This window comes from Mucilaginibacter sp. Mucisp86 (assembly GCF_047324315.1).
Classification (GTDB): Bacteria; Bacteroidota; Bacteroidia; order Sphingobacteriales; family Sphingobacteriaceae; genus Mucilaginibacter.
This window is the reverse complement of sequence record NZ_CP168503.1, coordinates 1,311,210-1,331,167: the sequence shown is the minus strand read 5'-3', so window position 1 is coordinate 1,331,167 and position 19,958 is coordinate 1,311,210. Positions and strand designations below refer to the sequence as shown.

At 43.5% G+C, this 19,958-nt stretch carries 15 protein-coding genes; 6 read left to right on the top strand and 9 right to left on the bottom strand.

The features are described from left to right. The first annotated feature begins 45 nt into the window (after positions 1 to 45). From ACEN9X_RS05410 to ACEN9X_RS05400, 3 genes are all read left to right on the top strand, one after another. Positions 46 to 2,337 (top strand): GH92 family glycosyl hydrolase, encoded by a 2,292-nt coding sequence (locus tag ACEN9X_RS05410; protein ID WP_413669434.1) that lies wholly within the window; start codon positions 46 to 48, stop codon positions 2,335 to 2,337. Positions 2,338 to 2,677: 340 nt separating this feature from the next. Beyond that, positions 2,678 to 3,796, top strand: a complete 1,119-nt coding sequence (locus ACEN9X_RS05405; protein WP_413669433.1) for a Gfo/Idh/MocA family protein — start codon at positions 2,678 to 2,680, stop codon at positions 3,794 to 3,796. 110 nt (positions 3,797 to 3,906) lie between these two features. Continuing rightward, positions 3,907 to 4,173: a DUF4342 domain-containing protein gene (locus tag ACEN9X_RS05400; RefSeq protein WP_090534028.1), complete on the top strand. Its 267-nt coding sequence runs from the start codon at positions 3,907 to 3,909 to the stop codon at positions 4,171 to 4,173. A gap of 55 nt (positions 4,174 to 4,228) precedes the next feature. On the opposite strand, the gene ACEN9X_RS05395 is transcribed toward ACEN9X_RS05400, so the two are convergent. Both ACEN9X_RS05395 and ACEN9X_RS05390 read right to left on the bottom strand, forming a co-directional pair. Further along, the gene (locus ACEN9X_RS05395) at positions 4,229 to 5,116 is read right to left on the bottom strand and encodes a dienelactone hydrolase family protein (protein WP_413669432.1); all 888 of its coding nucleotides are present in this window, start codon (positions 5,114 to 5,116) and stop codon (positions 4,229 to 4,231) included. A gap of 157 nt (positions 5,117 to 5,273) precedes the next feature. After that, a complete protein-coding gene (locus ACEN9X_RS05390; RefSeq protein ID WP_413669431.1) occupies positions 5,274 to 5,954 on the bottom strand; it encodes a YoaK family protein in 681 nt (226 codons plus the stop codon). 463 nt (positions 5,955 to 6,417) lie between these two features. Here ACEN9X_RS05390 and ACEN9X_RS05385 point away from each other — a divergent pair, with 463 nt between their 5' ends. Further along, positions 6,418 to 9,678: a VIT domain-containing protein gene (locus ACEN9X_RS05385; RefSeq protein WP_413669430.1), complete on the top strand. Its 3,261-nt coding sequence runs from the start codon at positions 6,418 to 6,420 to the stop codon at positions 9,676 to 9,678. Between the two features lie 106 nt (positions 9,679 to 9,784). On the opposite strand, the gene ACEN9X_RS05380 is transcribed toward ACEN9X_RS05385, so the two are convergent. The 7 genes from ACEN9X_RS05380 to ACEN9X_RS05350 form a co-directional block, all read right to left on the bottom strand. Beyond that, positions 9,785 to 10,387, bottom strand: coding sequence for a DUF1684 domain-containing protein (locus ACEN9X_RS05380; protein WP_413669429.1), 603 nt, complete (start codon positions 10,385 to 10,387; stop codon positions 9,785 to 9,787). A 546-nt stretch (positions 10,388 to 10,933) separates the two neighbouring features. Continuing rightward, positions 10,934 to 11,335, bottom strand: coding sequence for a nuclear transport factor 2 family protein (locus tag ACEN9X_RS05375; protein ID WP_413669428.1), 402 nt, complete (start codon positions 11,333 to 11,335; stop codon positions 10,934 to 10,936). Between the two features lie 18 nt (positions 11,336 to 11,353). Beyond that, positions 11,354 to 11,893, bottom strand: a complete 540-nt coding sequence (locus ACEN9X_RS05370; RefSeq protein ID WP_413669427.1) for a carboxymuconolactone decarboxylase family protein — start codon at positions 11,891 to 11,893, stop codon at positions 11,354 to 11,356. A gap of 20 nt (positions 11,894 to 11,913) precedes the next feature. Then, complete coding sequence (locus ACEN9X_RS05365; protein WP_413669426.1) at positions 11,914 to 12,486, bottom strand: DUF417 family protein; 573 nt, start codon at positions 12,484 to 12,486, stop codon at positions 11,914 to 11,916. 67 nt (positions 12,487 to 12,553) lie between these two features. Further along, positions 12,554 to 13,411 carry a helix-turn-helix domain-containing protein gene (locus ACEN9X_RS05360; protein WP_413669425.1) on the bottom strand — a complete coding sequence of 286 codons (858 nt, stop codon included), beginning with the start codon at positions 13,409 to 13,411 and terminating at the stop codon, positions 12,554 to 12,556. Between the two features lie 688 nt (positions 13,412 to 14,099). Further along, positions 14,100 to 15,302: an aminotransferase class V-fold PLP-dependent enzyme gene (locus ACEN9X_RS05355; RefSeq protein WP_413669424.1), complete on the bottom strand. Its 1,203-nt coding sequence runs from the start codon at positions 15,300 to 15,302 to the stop codon at positions 14,100 to 14,102. Positions 15,303 to 15,441: 139 nt separating this feature from the next. Further along, entirely contained in the window at positions 15,442 to 15,909 is a 468-nt protein-coding gene (locus ACEN9X_RS05350; protein ID WP_413669423.1) for a GNAT family N-acetyltransferase, read from the bottom strand. A gap of 92 nt (positions 15,910 to 16,001) precedes the next feature. Here ACEN9X_RS05350 and ACEN9X_RS05345 point away from each other — a divergent pair, with 92 nt between their 5' ends. Together ACEN9X_RS05345 and ACEN9X_RS05340 are read left to right on the top strand one after the other, a co-directional pair. Further along, positions 16,002 to 17,453: a PLP-dependent aminotransferase family protein gene (locus ACEN9X_RS05345; RefSeq protein WP_413669422.1), complete on the top strand. Its 1,452-nt coding sequence runs from the start codon at positions 16,002 to 16,004 to the stop codon at positions 17,451 to 17,453. A 221-nt stretch (positions 17,454 to 17,674) separates the two neighbouring features. Then, a complete protein-coding gene (locus tag ACEN9X_RS05340) occupies positions 17,675 to 19,957 on the top strand; it encodes a histidine kinase dimerization/phosphoacceptor domain -containing protein (RefSeq protein ID WP_413669421.1) in 2,283 nt (760 codons plus the stop codon). Position 19,958 lies beyond the last annotated feature (1 nt).

Here is a 19,958-nt window from a genome sequence, read left to right as displayed (position 1 = left end):
ATTGCTGTATTTTACCACGAAATTTTTTGTTAACGCCGTTTTAAAATGAACTTCATATCCAAACTAACAAATTACTTTATTGCTGTAGCGCTGTTAGTACTTCCGCGGCCGGTTTTTGCCCAAAAACTGGTTAAATATGTACAGCCGATGGCAGGTACAGCTATTGCTACCACAGCTTCGGCGCTAAAACATGGCCAGGCGGCTGATACGCGGTTTGCCAATACCATTCCCGCGGTTACCGCACCCTTTGCAATGACGCAATGGACTCCCGAAACCGAGAGTGGCGAAACTAAATGCGTGCCCCCTTATTATTATAAAGACAGTGTATTTAACGGCCTGCGGGGTTCGCATTGGTTAAGTGGTTCATGTACCCAGGATTATGGCAGCTTCACTATTATGCCCATCACAGGTAAACTAAAAACAACTAATTATAGCGCGACATTTAAACATACCGATGAACTATCGTCGCCGCACTTTTATAGCGTAAACCTTAATCAATATAAAGTGAATGCCGCAGTAACCTCCACCGAACGCTGCGGCATGATGCAGTTTACCATGGAACAGGCCGACAGCCTTTATTTATTGATCAAAGCCAATAGTGATTATCATGAAGGTTTTGTAAAAGTGGATAAACAAACCGGTGAAATATCGGGCTATAACCCGGTGCACCGCATTTACCAGGGTTGGGGCAAAAGCGCAGGTTTCAGTGGTTTTTTTGTGATCAGGTTTGAACGGAGTTTGAGTAAAACAGGCACGTTTGCGGGCGATAAAACATCTACTGCCGATAGTATCAAAAACGACGGAGGCACGGGCATTTATGCAGGGTTCAAATTCAACAAAGGCGAAAAGTTAACCATAAGGATAGGTACATCGTTTACCAGTTTGGACGGGGCACGCAAAAACCTGCAAGCCGAAATGCCCGGGTTTGATTTTGAGAGGGCTGTAGCAAAAAGCAAATCAAGATGGGAAAAAGCTTTAGGGCAGATAAGCATTTCAACAAACAGCGAACAGGATAAACGGATCTTTTATACATCATTTTATCACGCCATGCAGCATCCGCGCCTTTTTAATGATGTAGATGGCAAGTATCCGCGGTTTTCTGGTAATTACCAGATCGAAAAATTATCTAACGGTAATTATTATGATGATTTTTCGATGTGGGATATTTACCGGGCGCAATTGCCATTGTTTGAGATCCTGAATCCGGTTTTGATCAATAACCTGGCAAAATCACTGATCCTGAAAGGTAAGCAAGGTGGTTGGATGCCTGTATTCCCGTGCTGGAACAGCTATACATCCGAAATGATCGGCGATCATACAGTTTCGGTGATCAGTTCGGCATATTTAAAAGGAATTACTGATTTTGATGCTAAGGATGCTTACCAGATTTTAAGGCGTAATGCTTTTGAACTGCCTGCTAACAGGGCCGATTATGTGGAAGGCAAAGGCCGCAGGGCACTGGATAGTTATTTGAAATATCAGTACATCCCCTTAGAAGATAGTGTACGTGATGCCTTCCACAAAATGGAACAGGTGAGCCGTACCATGGAATACGCTTACGATGATTATGCGCTGGCGCAATTTGCAAAAGCTTTAAAAAATACTGCCGATTATACGGCGCTTAGCAAACGGGCAAAATATTATACCAATGTGTTTGATCCGTCAACGGGGTTTGTCCGCGGTAAACATCTTGATGGCAGTTGGGTATCTCCCTTTGATCCGGATAAAAAGGCAACTTATATTACAGAAGGCACCGCACGTCAATACACGTTTTATGTGCCGCAGGATGTGCCTGGTTTGGCAAAGCTGATGGGTGGTACAAAAAAGCTTGAACAATCTTTAGATAGCCTGTTTGAAAAGGGCGAATACTGGCACGGCAATGAGCCGGGGCACCAGATTCCTTTTATGTATAATTATACGCCATCGCCATGGAAAACACAAGCAGCCGTACGCAAGATCTTAGCTACCGAATACAGCGATGGTCCCGGTGGTTTGGGAGGAAACGATGATGCCGGTCAGATGTCGGCCTGGTATCTGTTTGCATCGATGGGTTTTTACCCGGTAAACCCGGTTTCGGGCGAGTACCTGCTGTGTTCGCCGTTGTTTGATAAAATTGTTATTACACTTCAAAATGAAAGAAAGTTTGAGATCATTTGCCATAAATCAAGTCCGAAATCAATGTATATCAGTGCAGTGAAATTGAATGGCAAAATAATGCCCGATAATTTTATCCGTTACAGCGATATCAGGAACGGCGGCAAACTTGAAATATATATGAATGATAAACCGGGGAGTAACTGGGCAGTTAAACCGGCAAATCAGCCTAAAGGGATGTAATGAAATAAGCAGGGGAAAGGGATTTTTAAAATCCCCTCTCGAACTGCTGTGTACACATTTTAAAAAAGGGAAATGTCATTTCGATAGAGCAAGGGCGGGCTGAGTGGTGGAGCGAAAGAGAAATCTTCTACATCAGGCTCTACAACTATAGCTGTAAAAGCAGGGCGTAGAAGATTTCTCCTCACCTCCTGCGCACAAATTCCACCTTGGTTCGTCGAAATGACATTTTTTATTTTGTTGAAACCTTTTAAGAGCAAACCCTGCTTCCCTGTAAAAATCAGATGACTTAGGTGCATTTTTCCCGGAAATATGTAAATTGTCATCAACCAAAAACATACCTATGAATTCTCGTCGTGATTTTTTGCAGAAACTGGGCTTATCTGCCCTGGCCCTGCAGCTTGCCCCGCTTTCGGGTTGGGCAGCAGGAGCAGATAATGTTGAACCACCTTATGACGGCCCACTATTACGTGTGGCCATCTTGGGGCTTGGAGGTTACGGAACTATGGTTGCAGAGGCTATGCGGAAATGTACCAAAGCTAAACTGGTAGGCGTGGTCAGTGGTACGCCATCAAAAGTTAAGGCATGGCAAAGTAAATATGGTATCCCCGAAAAAAACTGCTACAACTATGAGAATTTCGATAACATAAAAAATAATCCGGATATCGATGCCGTATATGTTATTACCCCAAACGGGCTGCACCATGATTTTGTGATCAGGACAGCGGCGGCAGGTAAACATGCTATATGCGAGAAGCCAATGGCGGTTAATGCGCAGGAGGGACAGGCAATGGTTGATGCCTGCAAAAAGGCCAATGTAAAACTGCTGGTAGGCTACCGCATGCATTTTGAACCCAAAACGCTTGAAGTGATCAGGATGCGGCAAAGCGGGGAGTTTGGAAAGATCAGGTTTTTTCAGGGACAATGCGGGTTTACCATTGGCGATCCTACACAATGGCGACTGAATAAAAAACTGGCCGGCGGCGGATCAATGATGGATATAGGCATTTACGCTATCAACGGCGCACGTTACATGACGGGGGAAGAACCGATATGGGTTACCGCACAGGAAACCAAAACCGATCCGGTGAAATTTAAGGAAGGAGTTGACGAAACTATCCAGTTTCAGTTTGGCTTTCCGAGCGGGGCGGTAGCTTCTTGCCTGTCCACCTACAATATGAACAATCTCGATCGCTTTTTCCTTGATGGAGAAAAAGGCTTTGCCGAAATGCAGCCTTCTACCGGTTACGGGCCAATCAGAGGTCGTACCCACTTGGGAGAGCTTAACCTGCCTGTTACCACCCATCAAACCGTTCAAATGGATGAGATGAGTGAAATTATATTTAATAACAAGAAGCCAGTTGTACCTGTGAACGGCGAAGAAGCTGTAAAAGACCTTAAGATTATTGATGCCATTTATCTCGCCGTTAAGACCGGAAAAAAAGTGGAAGTGAGTTTGTAGCAGGCTGGGTAAAGTGTACCGGAGGTGCCTTCGGTTTGATGTGTCATATTTAGCAGAACCTGTAACAAGCTGCCGGCGTGCTCATCTAAATATAAAAACTTAGAAAAAACATGAGCACCAAAGAAACATTTTCAATTAACGGTGAAGCGTTATTGGGAAAGATAAAAGAAATAATTAACGAAGGTAAAGCCAGCAGGATCACCATTTCTGATAAACATGGTAAAGAGCTAATGACTTTTCCTTTAAGCGTAGGCCTTTTTGGGATGATACTGGCACCGGTATTTGCTGCTGTAGGCACCCTGGCCGCCCTGGTTACAGAATGTACCATAACTGTAGAACGGGAAGAGGAAGATAAAGAAGATACACCAAAAGAATAAGGTATCTTCCCTTATACAATATTACTGAATAACAAAAAGGCCGGGTATCCGGCCTTTAGTTTAAATATTCGGTAAAAAAATCAATTGTCCTTTTCCAGGCTAATTCTGCTGCGGCTTTATCGTAACGTGGAGTAGTGTTATTATGAAAACCATGATTGGCATTTTCATAAATAAAAGCCTGATATTTTTTGCCGTTTTCTTTTAAGGCTTTTTCATAGGCCGGCCAGCCATCTGTAATGCGGGTATCCAGTGATGCATAGTGCAGCTGTAGCGGCGCTTTAATTTTAGGAACATCTTCAAGGGCCGGCTGACTTCCGTAAAATGGAACAGCGGCAGCCAAGTCGGGAATACGTACGGCCATCATATTGGCAATTCCTCCGCCATAGCAAAAACCTACAACACCCACTTTACCATTGCAGTCTTTATGGTTTTTCAGGTATTCGAAGGCAGCTATAAAATCTTCTTCCATTTGGCCCTTGTCCCTTTTGGCTTGCATGGCGCGCCCTTCATCATCATTGCCGGGGTAACCACCCAATGGACTTAGCGCATCGGGAGCAAGTGTAATAAAGCCGGCGAGGGCGGCGCGTCTGGCTACATCTTCTATATATGGGTTTAGTCCCCGGTTTTCATGAACAACTACAATGCCTCCCAATTTTTTCTTTGCGTCGGCAGGCTCTGATAGCAGGCCTTTAATTGTTCCGCCGCCTTTGGGTGAGGGGTAGTTGATATAGCCTGATTTCAAATGCGGATCATCAGATTTCACTTCTGCGGTTGAATGGTAATCGGGCATCATGAAACTCATCAATGCAGTTACCGTTAAACCGCCTACTGCATACAAGGACAGTTTTTGCATAAAAGCGCGCCTGTCGAGACGATTATGTGCATAATCATCGTACAGGTCAAACACTTCCTGTTTGATGTCTTCTCTTTTAATTTGGTTCATATTGCTGGAGGCTTTGTTCAAATTTACCGGTTAGGTTTTGCTTAGGGTGTAACAGTCTCGTTACCAGTAATGTTTTGTGTCGAATTTCTGGACGTGTCCATGTATTGTATTTTACGTCTCTCCCCGAAGTAGAGGCTACAGATTGATACCCCAAAGCTTACTGTAACTGCCGGGCTGCCTGCCGGGTAGTGCTTAGGTAACAGATAATCAATAATAAGCCAGGGGCAATCAGTACGGGCAAGCCAAAGTCCTTTGCCATCAGGGCACCGGTGAGGCAGCCACCTAAAAAGCCCGTTATGGTTATTGTTTGGTTTTTTAAAGCGCCGAGGCTAACAGTGTTTTTGAATAGAGAAAAGAGCAGGCTGCCAAGATCAAGCGAAGCCTGGGTTACGTTACCGGTCATCATAGTTGTGGGGCCATAGGTTTCTTTGGCATAGAGTTTACCAAAGGCGTTTTGAAGGCCCATGGCAAATACCACCATCATTGCTGTAAAGTGTACGCTCCAGTAGGCCATTGAATAAAACTTCGCGGACATTGCAAAGATGCCGCTCATGAGTAGCAGGATCCCTTCAATAAATAACAGCCGGTACCTTTTACCCGCTTCCGCGCCTATTTGTCCGCCGGTTATTACCGCTGCAACAAAAACAGGAAAGGAGAGTAATTTAATCCAGGCTTGCGGATCAGACCCGTTAATGATCTGGTAAGCAAATACAATAAAATTGCCGGTAACATGTGCCGAGAACATGGAGTTTGCTGCCACAAAAGTTACGGTATCACAATAGCCGGCAACAGCACTTAGCAGGATGGTTACATACCAAATGTTATTTGAGTTTTCCATTGATGTATTAAAAAGGCAAATCGTTGCTTCTAATGGCAAAATAGTCAATATTTTCTGCAAACGAATAGTTGACAAAAAGGTTCGTGTCTCCGCAGGGGCCTCCGTGAGTTTAAGTTTACCCACAAATTCACCAACGTGAAATTTCAATAGGAGGCACCTACGGAGCCAAAAAATATCCTCTTTTAAGGCTATAAACACGTGGCCCCACTGGGGCCGTTAAGGTTTTACAACATAATGAGGCTTAAGGACAGATGCACCAGAGGTGCAAAAGGTTTGTAGCATAAAAAGTATAGAAATATCCTTTGCCTCAGAGAGGCAAAACAAAACGCCTTACTGATTAAGCTACAAAGCAATTTCGTGGGTTAACTTAAACTCATAGAGGACCCTGATGTATCCGTTAATTTTTTTTAGATCATTTTATGGAAACGCTTAAATCTCCGCATCCTGTAGGAAATAAGCATCCATGAAAAAGATAATTTCCTTTCCCTTATTAGTAATTATGCTGTTTGTATTGTGCATAACAACAGTTTGTGCGCAGAGCCCTCAGCTTACTGTTGATGGTAAAAGCAATAGCGGCGTTAAGCTGCAGCAGTTAAAGGTTGATGTTGCTATTTACGGTAACATTAGCCGCACCACCTGGCAAATGACTTTCTTTAATTCAACTTCGCGCATTTTAGAAGGCACATTGGTGTTTCCGTTAAAGGATGGTATTAGCGTTAGCCGTTATGCCCTCGATATTAATGGCAAAATGCGGGAGGCCGTACCTGTTGACAGGGGCAAGGGAACCGTAACCTTTGAGGCTATTGAACGTCGCAGGGTTGATCCGGGTTTGCTTGAAAAGGTAGAAGGTAATGCATTCCGTACGCGTATTTATCCTATTAATCCCAATAGTACCCGTACGGTGATTATTGGTTATGAAGAAGAGATTCCCCTGGCTGATAAAGATAACCTGAAGTTTACGCTGCCGCTTAATGTTAAAGATACTGTCGAAAAGTTTTCGCTCAATGCATCGGTTATTCAAAATGCCGAAGCCCCGGTTGCCGAAGGGGAAGACGATATACTGCATTTTGACAACCATCATAATACATATTCGGCATCTGTTGAAAAAAGCAATTATGTGCCAGATCATGCTCTGTCGTTTTTAATCCCTAAACCTGCCGGGGCAAATGAGGTAATGTTGCAGGCCCAGGGTAATAAGTACTATTATTTTATCAATACGTCGTTACAGTCGCAGTCGGTGAGCAAACCGCTTCCTCATCGTATTGGTTTGCTGTGGGATGCTTCTCTAAGCGGGGCCAATCGCGATAGTAAAAAAGAGTTGGCGCTGCTGGATGCCTATTTTAAAAAAGTAAATAATGCAGAGGTAAACCTTACCATATTCAGCAACAAAGTGATCAGTACTAAAAGTTATCCTGTACGTAACGGCGACTGGGCCGAGCTGAAAAATGTGCTTGAGCACGTTACTTACGATGGCGCCACCAATTTTGGCAATATCAATCTGGCTCAATATCCGGCAGATGAATTTCTGCTCATGAGCGATGGTCATCAAACCTTTGGCGAAAAAGCTTTGAAATTGATTAATAAGCCGGTTTATTGTATTAATTCATCTTCAACAGCCGACTATAGCAATCTTAAACTCATCGCCCTTAAAACACATGGAGAACTGGTTGACCTTACCGGAGGCGATACCGATAAAGCGCTGAGCAAACTAACCACCCGCTCGCTGCATTTTTTGGGGATCAAAGCCGGGGCTACTGTGGAAGAAACTTATCCCTCATTGCCTGTCGCGGTTGGCAATTCATTTTCGATAGCTGGTATCACCCGTAACCCCAACCAAAATATTACACTGCAATACGGCTATGGCGATAAAGTTAGCTTTGAAAAAACGGTTACACTTGATTTGGCGACCAACGCAGTTGAAGGGGTAGATGTAGCCAAACTATGGGCGCAAAAAAAGATCAGTGAGCTGGATATTAACTATGATGCCAACCGGCAGGAGATTGAATCGCTTGGTAAACGTTTTGGGATCATCACCCGCAATACTTCGCTCATTGTATTAGAGAATGTGAGCGATTATATACAATATGGCATTGAGCCACCTGCCGAATTACAAGCCCAGTACGATGCCATTATGAAGCAACGCGGTCCGGTTAATGAGCCGGTACGCGAAAACCTTACCGCAGCTTATACCACGGAAACCGAACTTGCTAAATGGTGGGATACGAAAGTTGAAGCGGAGCCGAAACCCAAATTAAAAAATGAAAACGACAAGGCCCGTACCCCACATGCCAATGCTACTTTGCCGGTTGCAGAGGCTGTGGCAAATCCCCCGGGCACGGCGCAGCCATCGGCAGCTGCCGGATATTCTGCAAATGCGGCCCCGCCAAATTCCAATCAGCTTAGTGAGGTTGTTGTGGTAGGATACGGTGTGCAAAGAAAGACATCGACCACCGGTTCTGTTACAACAATACAAAACGACCAGGTTAATACACAGCTTGCAGGCAGAGTACCAGGAGTCCTGGTAACCACCTCCGGTTCGGCCGGTTCAAATGCTGATGTACGGGTGCGAGGTACGGCAAGCGCTAATGCGCCTGCGCCACTGTATATTGTTGATGGAGTAGCAACTTCGTCTATAAATAATATAAATCCTAACGATGTTGGATCGGTACAGGTTTTAAAAGATGCCAATGCTACGGCTATCTACGGTGCAAGAGCCGCCGGTGGAGTTGTAGTGATCAATACGCGGACCAGCCATGGCAGCGCTGTCCGTGCAGATTCTGTTGCCAGACCTGCAAATGCAAACGGTGGCATCAGCGTTACCTACAATCCAGCTGCCGCCGATTACTTAAAAATTATCCAAAAAACAGATAAGGCTGCGCAGTACCAAAAATACCTGGAGTTACGGGCTTCATTGAGCGGCAATCCTGTTTATTATTTTGATGTGGCCGATTATTTTATAAAAACGGGCAATACAGAACTGGGTACGCGGATCCTGAGTAACCTTGCCGAGCTTGACCTGGGGAGCTATGAACTATATAAAATGCTGGGCTATAAACTAAAACAGCTTGGCGATTTTGAAGGTGAAGTGTTTGCCTTTAAAAAAGTCACCGAACTGCGCCCGCTCGATCCGCAAAGCTACCGTGATTACGGCCTGGCCCTTGATGATGCCGGCGAACATCAAAAAGCACTTGAGGTGCTTTACACTGCCATGACCAAAAGCTATACCGGCGAAGCAGATAATTTATATCGTGGTATTCAGGAGGTGTTTTTGCCCGAAATAAACAGGATCATAGCGCTTAATAAAGGCAAACTTAACATTTCAGCAATTGACAAAAAGCTGATCAAACCTTTGCCGGTTGATATCCGCATTGTGATGGATTGGAATATGAACAACACGGATATTGATCTTTGGGTAACGGACCCTAATAATGAAAAGTGTTTTTACAGCCATAACCGCACAGCAATAGGCGGCAGGATCTCGCACGATATGACACAGGGTTTTGGCCCGGAGCAATTTTTATTGAAGAAAGCTGTTAAAGGGACTTACAAAATAGAGATTAACTATTTTGGTGACCGCCAGGCCACCATTGCGGGGCCAACTACCGTTATGGCCGAAATGTTTACGCATTACGGAACTCCTGATGAGAAGAAAGAGATTATTGTATTGCAAATGAAGAAAGGCGCAAACGGCACTGTTTACATTGGCGACCTGGACTTTAAATAGATGATTGGGCGTGATCCAGGCCCGATTGTAACAGTAGAGCTCCGTTAACAGCGGGGCTCTTTTTTATTATTAGAGCCCACACCTTTATACTACCAATGAATTTAGATCAATGCCCTTTTCCAAAGTTTTTTTCGCCAGCTTCAACGGCCATATCAACCCGGTTTTCGTCGGGAGGTTTAGGGCATGAATAGCCGCTGCTGAAAGCGCAGTATGGATTATAGGCTTTATTGAAGTCGATAACGATAGAGCCGTTTTTGATATCTTTAGTTGTAAGATCGATATACCGGCCGCCACCGTAAGTTTCCGATCCATTGGTAGCATCGGTAAAAGGCAGGAACAGGTAATTACTGAAAGCAGGGTTTTGCGACAGGGCTATGCTTTTGTAAATGGTTAACTGCATAGGTTTACCTTTAAGCGTAAAGGAAAGCTGGGCGTAACGTATGTATTGACTGCCAGTACCGCTGAAGGTAGGTATTATAAAAGTTGATTGATTGGTAAGCAATTCGGCTTTGGCAGTTACACGGTAGGTGCTGTCGGCGTCATAAAACCTTAAAAATTGAAGGTCATCCTGTTTAAGTGGAGATCGTGGATCTTTTAAAAAATCATTCTTGTAATTTTGCCTGAAGGCAGCAATTTGTTCCTTATGGTTTTGCGCAAAGCTGTGTTGGCCGATGAAAAAGACAAATAGGAGAGTAATGAAGTATTTCATGTGTATCGCAGGGATTAGGCTCAAAGATAAGGTAGACGCAGGTCAAAAAAAAGTGTCATTGAGGGGGGGACAAAGCAATCCTAAACCTTGTCCCATCAGGGTCTCTCGTAGAATTAAATTTACCCACAAAATTCACCAACCTGAAATTTCAATAGGAGGCACCTACGGAGCCAAAAAACATCCTCTTTTAATGCTATAAACACGTGGCCCCTATGGGGCCGGTAATATTTATAACATAACGAATATGGTCGATTTGCCAAGCGGCCTTAGAGAGGCCACGTGTTTATAGACAAAATTCAGACAGATATTGGACTCCAGCGGAGTCTCGTGATCGTAAACTTGCTTTCCAAACACTGCTTAGCGAGCATTTAGATTTTGTGGGTAAACTTAAACTCGTAGAGGACCCTAATGTTCCTGCTGTGATTGGGAGACTGTTATATAACGCGCAAAAAGCAGGCGTGCCTGCTTGGCGAAAACATCAGGGTCCTCTGCGAGAGAGACCCTGATGGAACGTTAATGACGAGTTTAATAATATGCTGTATAACGTTAAATCACCCCATCAATAAAAAACGCATTGATCCCTTCCACATCGCTCAAATGTGTGGTTATCCGGCTGATCTTACCATCAGTAATATCACAAACTATGGCTACCTGCTCATCCAGGATCAAATCGCCACGGCTGGCAGTATTGTGAAGTGACAGGGCTACACTATCCAATCCGTATAAAATGTGGTTTAACTGAACCATTACCCCAAAATCACGCAGCTGACCTGCACGTTTAATCACAGCATCGGCACCAACAGCAGGGCCCGAAAGCAGGCTTGTTCCCGGCAGGGTCCAGGTAACATCATTGGTAAAGGCCGAGCGCATAAGTTCCCAATCACGATTTTTTAATCCTGTTAAAAACTTATTGGCTAATTGTTTTTTTATTTCTTCGGTGGTTTTCATGATGATATGTTTTAGGTATTAGTTAAGAGGCTCGGCTGCAGGAAAATCTACCGGAACTTCGGTATTTGCAAATACATAGTTGGTATATACACGTATAGTAATAAAGGCAATAAGGTCCATCAGGGCCGCTTCATCAAAACCGGCTGCGTAGAAGTTATTTAGTGAAGTTTCATCGCCTTTACCTTTATTTTCAACAATTGATTTGGCTAAACCGATGATAGCGTTCAGCTTATCATCAGCAGTGTGGCCTCTCCTGATATCCAGTGTTTGCTCTTTGGTAAAGCCGCGTTTCATGGCCAGCATACTATGGCCGGCTAAGCAATAGGCACAGCCGTTTAGTTCAGAAACAATGAGGGCAATAGCTTCCCTTTCTTTAGGGGTAAATATGCTTTTGCTCATGTCATCCTCCATATCCATAAACATTTTAAGTGCAGGTGCTGAGTACCCCATAGTGGCATAAAGGTTAGGCACTTTACCAACGCGTTTTGTGAATGTATCAAACATTACCTGTGCTTCGGTACTTACCTGTTCGCGGGTGGGGACATTTATAGTTTTCATGATTATATGCTGGTTTAAGATTATTTACTTGTTGATTTACGTTTAAGATAAAGCTGTGCGGTTTCGCTCATGGTGATGATGGCACCGCCAAGGATCACGATATCTTTAATAACCAAACGACCGCGACCTGACAGGTATGGGAAGCCCCATTGGTTATCGGTTAAATGTGGTACCCAGCTTTCGGGCGTGGTGATCAGGAAGGAAAGCGTGCCCAAAGTCATGATAAAGACCAGTATACTGGCAATCATACTTGGTATTGGCGCAACTTTATAAAGTGCAACCAAAATACCAAGCGCTACCAGCATAATACCCAGACCAATTGAAAAGCCATAGGTGTTATTTTCGATATTCCACTGGTGGTTGGCGGCTATCAGTTCGCCTTCTTTGTTCATGTGTTTTTTGTATTCGGTTGGATGATTGTAAAAGAATGACATTACCGGGCTGTTAGCCACAAAGGGCACAACGCCATCGGCTTCGTAAGTGAAAAACTTAAGGCCACCTATCCAAAGGAATACGACTACGATGCCGAAACGAACGGCTTTTTTACCAAGCTGATCAAGGCCGGCTATGGTGTTTATGATTGAAGTTTTCATGTTGTTGTTTTTTGATGAAGCAAAACTACAACGCCATGAGCACCCCCAACATGGACGAAACGGGGTTTTATTTGTACAAATCCGCGACGATGGAGATGCCTGTTTTATCGCGAAATGTTTGCGGCGATATTTTAGTGAACTTTTTAAATACCCGGCTAAAATAAAATTCGTCCTGAAACTTCAGGTTATAGGCAATTTCTTTGATGCTTTGCCGGGTTAAATGAAGCTGCTTTTTTGCCTCAAGGATCAGCCGCTCCTGGATGAGCTGTGAAGGCGATTTGCGGAAATATTTTGTACAGCGCCGGGTTAAATTATCAGAAGATATAGCCAGTAACGAGGCATAATCTGATGGTTTATGCAGATCAAGGTAATGCTGGTTAAGCAGTGTCCGGAACTTTTCCATCATTTCGTCTTTTTGGGGCTTATCCTGATCACTGTTGATTGCATTTATTTTTATGCTGCTGGCCTTAGCCAAAAAAAGCTGCAGATAGGCCCGCAATACAATTTCAGAGGGTGGCGGCTGCATAAATTCATCGTTCATCTGCATCAGTAACAACTCAAACACTTTTACATCCTGCGGGGTAAGTGCAACTATAGGGTCAAGATAGATATTGTTGAATAACAATCCGTTGCAGGCTACTTCTTCGCGGTGGTACTCGATACAATAAAAATCACTGTGAAACTGTAAGATATTGCTTTTTATGGCGCGGCACTCATCTACATAAATAATCTGCAGTGGGGTCGAAAACAATAACACCGGGCCTGTAAAAGGGAATGCTCCAAAATCTGCATGAAAGATACCCGATCCTTCAGGAACCAGGTAAACGGTGTATTCAGAAAACTGGGCAGGTGTACATAAAATATCTTCCCGTACATCCTGTAACCCAAGTAAAAACTCGCCTGCTTTATCGCGGATTGCTTTCAATGGCCAATGATTTATGGCACTAATATAAATATACTCTGCTTTATAGCGGCAACCACTTTTATGGGTTGAGTTTTCGCTCAAAAAAATTACAAAAAACCAATAGATGCAGCTGTTTTGTTGCCGCCTTCTATCATGCAAGTTCAAGCGAAAAACGCTTGAACTATAATCCAGGTAAGAGCCCATGCAATAGTGGCTAAGCCGTTATTAGTTACAACACTATAAGTGTTCAGAAGATGAAATTATCTCTAAAAAAAGTATGTCATTGCGAGCGTAGCGTGGCAATCTCGTAGCCAATGCATGTCCGCTCTGTATAGCTACGAGATTGCTTCGTCGTACCTCCTCGCAATGGCGAAATTGTAAGTTATTGATTATTAAGATTGTTTTTTTTTTTTTGATCGGTTTTATAACATGGGCGTTGCCTGCGGCCCGGGCTGTACGCTTATACTGCACCGGCCTTAGCCACAAGGCCGGTATCCGCTCCCATCCCTAACGCAACCCAACACACTATCTCTAAAATATATTTTACACCTCATCACGATTTTTCCAGGGCTTCTTATGCAAGTTCAAGCGTCTTTCGCTTGAACTATGATCAAAGTAAGCGTCCACGCTTACGTTAATAACATAATGCGGGAGCGTGGACGCTCCATTAAGGCCAACGATCAAGCGTAGACGCTAAATCGTGCGAATGTTAAACGCTTACTCTAAGTATCTCCTCCAAAGCCCCGCACAAAACGCCAATCTCTTCCTCTGTATTATAATAGTGTACCGAAGCCCTTACAATATTGCTCAGGTGGTTTTTATTCATGTAGATGAGTGTAGATACTGCTTTGCCAACCGATACATTGATATGCTTTTCGGCGAGTTTGTTTTTTACTGCTGCAGCATCCAGCCCTTCAACAGAAAAGGTTACAATGCCACATAACTGGTCGCCAAAATCATGAACGGTTATGCCGTTAACTTCTTTTAGTTTGCTGCGCAGCAAGCCGGCTAAATGTTGTACGCGTTGCCAGGTACGGCCAACGCCGATGTTAAGGGCATATTCAACCGCCTTGCCAAGGCCCAGGGTTAAAGCGCGACTTTTTTCATACACCTCAAAACGGCGCGCATCATCACGCGGTTTAAAATCTGTTTCGGTTACCCATTGTGTGGTAAAGCCATCCATAAAAAACAGCTTCAGTTTATCCTGAATTTCTTTGCGGACGTACAGAAACCCTGTGCCCCTTGGTGCACGCAAATACTTCCGGCCGGTTACGGCCAGCATATCACAGCCAATGGCCTGTACATCCAGCGGTACGTGGCCTACGCTTTGACAGGCATCAAGCAGGTACAAAATATTATGTTTACGTGCTATCCTGCCTATCTCCTCAACCGGGATCATGCTGCCGGCAGTTGATGGGATATGCGTAACCGCTATTAGCTTTGTTTTGGGGCCAATAGCATCTTCAAAAGCTTTGAGCTGAAAATTACCATGCTCATCATTAGGGATCACTTTAAACTCAACACCCATTGTTTTTTGAGCATGCAGTAAACCAATCAGGTTGGTTACATACTCCATTTCGCAGGTGATGATCTCATCGCCGGGTTTAAAGTCAATACCGTTAAAGGCCAGCCACCAGCCAATGCTGGCATTTTCAACAATGGCAATTTCATCTTTGCGGGCATTGATGAGCCGGGCTATAAGGCTATAGGTGTTTTCAAGCTCTTCGCGGTAAGTGTACTCGGTTTCGTAGCCGCCGTTTTGAGCTTCTTCGTACAGATAATCTATTACTGTATTAACCACTACATCAGGGTGCAGGGATGAGCCGGCATTGTTAAAGTGGATAGTTTTTGTTGTGCCCCGGGTTTCGGCCCTTAGCTGCTGTACTTCCTGTTCGCTTAGTATATTTTCCATAAAGTTGAGAGGTTGTTTTTTTACTGTAGAGACGCATAATTGCGTCTCCCGCGTGCAATTTAAAATGGTTAATGTTTGGCAAAGCAGCTTGTCCTGCGAGAGACGCAACTATGCGTCTCTACAAAAAATAAAAAAGCTATTAGTTATTAGTGAAATTTATTTCCATCATGATATCCGCACGTTTGTAGGTGCCCGGTTCAACCGGTATTTCGGTGAAACCGAGTTTGCGGTAAATATGAATAGCGTTTTCAAGCACCCGGCTCGAAAACAGGATCAGTTTTTTTACGCCCAGCTCGCGCGCTTTGTCAATCCCGGTCTGGCATAAAAACTGACCGGCGCCCGCTCCGCGATTCTCTTTATCTACCGCCATTTTGGTAAGCTCATAAACACCGTCCTCAATATATCGCAGCGCTACGGTGCCAATAATTTTTTCATTTGAGGTGACAAAGTAAATGCTGCCGCCCGTCTTAATGATGGCTTCGTCGGGGTTTTCCAAAACCCATTTATCAAAAGGTTCAACGGTGAAATATTCTTCAAGCCATGCCTTGTTAAACTTTTCAAAGTAGGGAGCGTGCTGAGGCTGGTAATCGATAACCTGTAGTTCCATGTGCTTAATTATTTGATCAATACAAAATAAAAGCATAACACAATAGCAAAACAGATGCAGTTTTATTAATTTTGAGCATAACAGATTTTTGTATGGAAAGCCCGGCAGTTAGCACAGATCATGATTTCTTATATGCTCAGATAGCCTCCCGCATTGAAAAGCAGATCAAACAAAACCTGCTTAAGTCTGGTGATAAGCTGCCATCTGTAAGGATGCTAAGCCAGGAGCAAGGCATTAGTCTCAGTACCGCCTATAAAGCTTATGTTGAGCTGGAGAATATGGGGCTGATTGAAGCCCGTACTAAATCTGGCTATTATGTAAAATACCTGCCGGCACGTTTTACGAGTGTGCCCGAGGCAAAGCTGCCGGTAAAAAAAGCAGGGGAGGCCAGCGTTGCTGAAATGATAGCCATGGTTTACCGCAACATGTCTGAAGACAGCGTGCTGCAACTGTCACGCTCATCGCCGCCGTTAAGTTTGATCCCGCTGGCCAAGCTCAGCAAATCTATGATGGAGTCTATCCGTAATAGCCCCTCTGGTAATATCACTTATGAAAACCCGCAGGGTAATATCTCTTTGCGCAAACAGGTTGCCAAAAATGCCTTTAACTGGGGAGGTAATATTACTGAAGATGATGTTGTGACCACGCAAGGCTGCCTGGAAGCGCTGATATTTTGCCTGCGCGCGCTTACCAAACCCGGCGATACCATAGCTATTGAAAGCCCCACTTACTTTGGTATTTTCAATGTGATGCTGAGCCTTGACCTGAAAGTATTAGAGATTCCCGTTAACCCGGATACCGGCCTCGATCTGGAATACCTGGAACGGGCTATGGATGAAGAGCCTGTAAAAGTATGCTTGTTTGTTACCAATTTCAGCAACCCCATAGGTGTTTGCATGACAGACAAGCGCAAGCTGCAGTTGGTGAGTATGCTTGCCAAAAGACAGGTGCCTTTAATTGAGGACGATATTTATGGTGAGATTTATTTTGGCAAAAGCCGTCCGCGTACCTGCAAAAGTTATGATAAAGAAGGGTTGGTGATCCTTTGCTCGTCGGTTTCCAAGTCAATTGCACCGGGGTACAGGGTGGGCTGGTGTATACCACCGGCAAGGTTTAAAGAGCAAATATTAAATATCAAAATGATGCATTCTATAGCATCAGCAACACCTACGCAGGCCGCAATCGGTCATTTTTTTGAAACCGGAAGATACGACCTGCACATGAGGCATTTGCGTAAAGCGCTGTATACCCAATGCCTTCGGTATACGCACGCCATAGCAACGCATTTTCCGCCAGGAACCAAAATAAGCCGACCGCAAGGCGGTTATGCCCTTTGGGTTGAGCTGGATAGAAAGGTTAATGCCTTTGAGCTTTATCAATTAGCCATGGAGCATAACATCAGTATAGCCCCCGGCCAGATCTTTAGTATAGACGGCCGTTTTAACAATTTTATCCGCATTAGTTTTGGTTTAGCTTTTGATGATGTTGTGGAGGAGAGTTTTAAGGTATTAGGGAAATTAGTGAGCAGTTTAGTTTTTCGATAAGATATATACAGCTATTTGATAAAAATGTATTAAGGATTTACGGGCGGAGCCCGCAATTTGAAGGCGGATAATTTTAGGTTATCTGCCTTTTGTTTTTAGTTTTGGATTATTATTGTTATTAATACAGGTAAATAGTTAATTTTCTCTATATTAATGCTTTGTGTTTTTGTAGTGTGCTGTTCAGGTAGTAACTGAAGTATCATAAGCAATCCCCCTTTATCATGAAATTTAAACTTTTGCTGTTATGCTTTGCAGCTTTATTTATTACAGGCAATATAAATGCTCAATCCTCAACAACTTTATTAACACAGGTTCAAAAAAGTAAGGCCGATACCGGAAAGGTAAAACTATTGCTTGCTTTGAGCCGGGTTATCCTGCTTAAATCGGGCGCAGGGTCAAAAGAGATTGATAGCTCTTATCGTTTTATGAAACAGGCCGAACAATTAAGCATTCAGCTCAATGATATTAAAGGCCAGGGACATACCGCATTAATGGCGGCTATGATTAGTAACAAAAAAGGCGATCACAACGGCGGGGAAAGCCTGGCGCAAAAAGGTTTTGCATTATTTAAAAGTATAAACGATTTACCCGGTATAGCCGAAGCGTACGTTATCATCGGACAGCGCTTTAGCAATGACGGAACGGATCTGGATAAAAAAATAGCCTATTATAAAAAAGCTATCGATATTTTTTTGAAGGCAGGCATAACAGAGCGGGCAGCAACAACTATGACAGATCTTGGCGACTTGTTAACGGTACAGGGAAAATACGAAGAGTCGCTGAAGAACCTCCGTGCCGCGCTTAACTTATATAACAGTATTGGTTTTAAAGACCTTCAGGGTTTATATGATTTGCTTGGTACCGATTTAACTTATCTGGGCGACGCTGATAATGCCCTGAAATATGAACTTATGGCTATCAGGTTGGCCGAAGCCCGAAAGGATAACTCCCTGCAAATGTGTACTATTTATAATCGTTTCGCATTATCATACTATACATTACGTAAATGGAACCAGGCCCTGATTTATTTTGACAAAGCCATTACCGTCGCGAAAAAGTACAATGATTCTGTTTCTATTGTGGTTATTACAGGTAACGAGGCGATGGCCTATTATAAACTTGAGCAGCCCGTTGCTGCTTTAAGCAAACTGAAAGTGCTTAATAACTACGCCTCTTTAATTAATAATCCGGATAAAAAAATAGAGATGTATTACGTCTACTGCCTGGTGTATATTCAGCTGAAGCAGTACAAGATGGCTAAAGTTTACCTGGATAAAATGGATCTTCTAATTAAAGATGCAGGTAATCAAATAACTGAAATTTACAGGAGCCATATAAGCTATCATGTAGCAACAGGAGAATACCAGAAAGCCTATGTATACCTGCAAAAAAATGAAGACGCTTTAAAGAATGGAAAACTGTTGCCCTTTTTAGCGCAAAATCAGTTGTATTGGTTTAAAGCCGATTCGGGACTCGGTAAATACGCAAGTGCCATTAAGCATTACCAACGCTATAAAATGCTTGTTGACTCCAATTACCGATTCGCAAATGATAAACATACCGCCTTTTTGCAAATAGAGTTTGAAACCGAAAAAAAGAATAACGATTTGCAATTGCAGGCTAAAGACATCCAGTTACTTAAAAATAAAGAGCAATTGCAGCATAGCCAGGTGGTTGCAGCACAAACAAGCCGCAATATGTTTATTGGAGGGTCGTGCATGCTTGCTTTGCTCCTTGCTGTTGGATATAACCGTTACAGGTTAAAACAACATGTAAATATGCAGTTGCAGGCTCAGCGAGATGAGATTAACAAGCAAAACCATGCGCTGCAACAACTCAACAGCAAACAGGAAAGATTACTGACCGAAAAAGAGTGGCTGTTGAAAGAGGTGCATCATAGGGTGAAAAATAATCTGCAAATTGTAATGAGCCTGTTAAGCACACAATCTGCATATCTGCAAAGTAACGCCGCGGCTTTGGAAGTAATAACCGAAAGTCAGAACCGTGTTAGTGCCATAGCGCTTATCCACCAAAAATTATACAGTTCAAATAGCGTGGCCGCCATAAAGATGCCAATCTACGTGGCCGATCTGGTCAATAATCTCAGGGATTGTTTTGATACCGAGAAAGGCCGTATCCGCTTCGAATTACTAATTGATCCTATTGAACTTGATCTTACCCAGGCTGTGCCTTTTGGTCTTATAGTTAATGAAGCTGTCACAAACGCCATAAAATACGCTTTCCCTGATTGCGGGGGAATTATTAATATAAGCTTACATCGCATTAATAATAACAGTGTGTTATTAACCATTGCCGATAATGGCAAAGGCTTGCCTGATAATTTTGATTTTAAAAAGGCCACCTCATTGGGTATGGAAATGATGAAGGCACTAAGTAAACAGTTGGGCGGCTCGTTTAATATTAAAGGTTTAACAGGGGTAACTATTGCTATTGAGTTTCAAATAGAAGAGCTCCGGAGTAAAACCGCCTTTGAATCCGACTAAG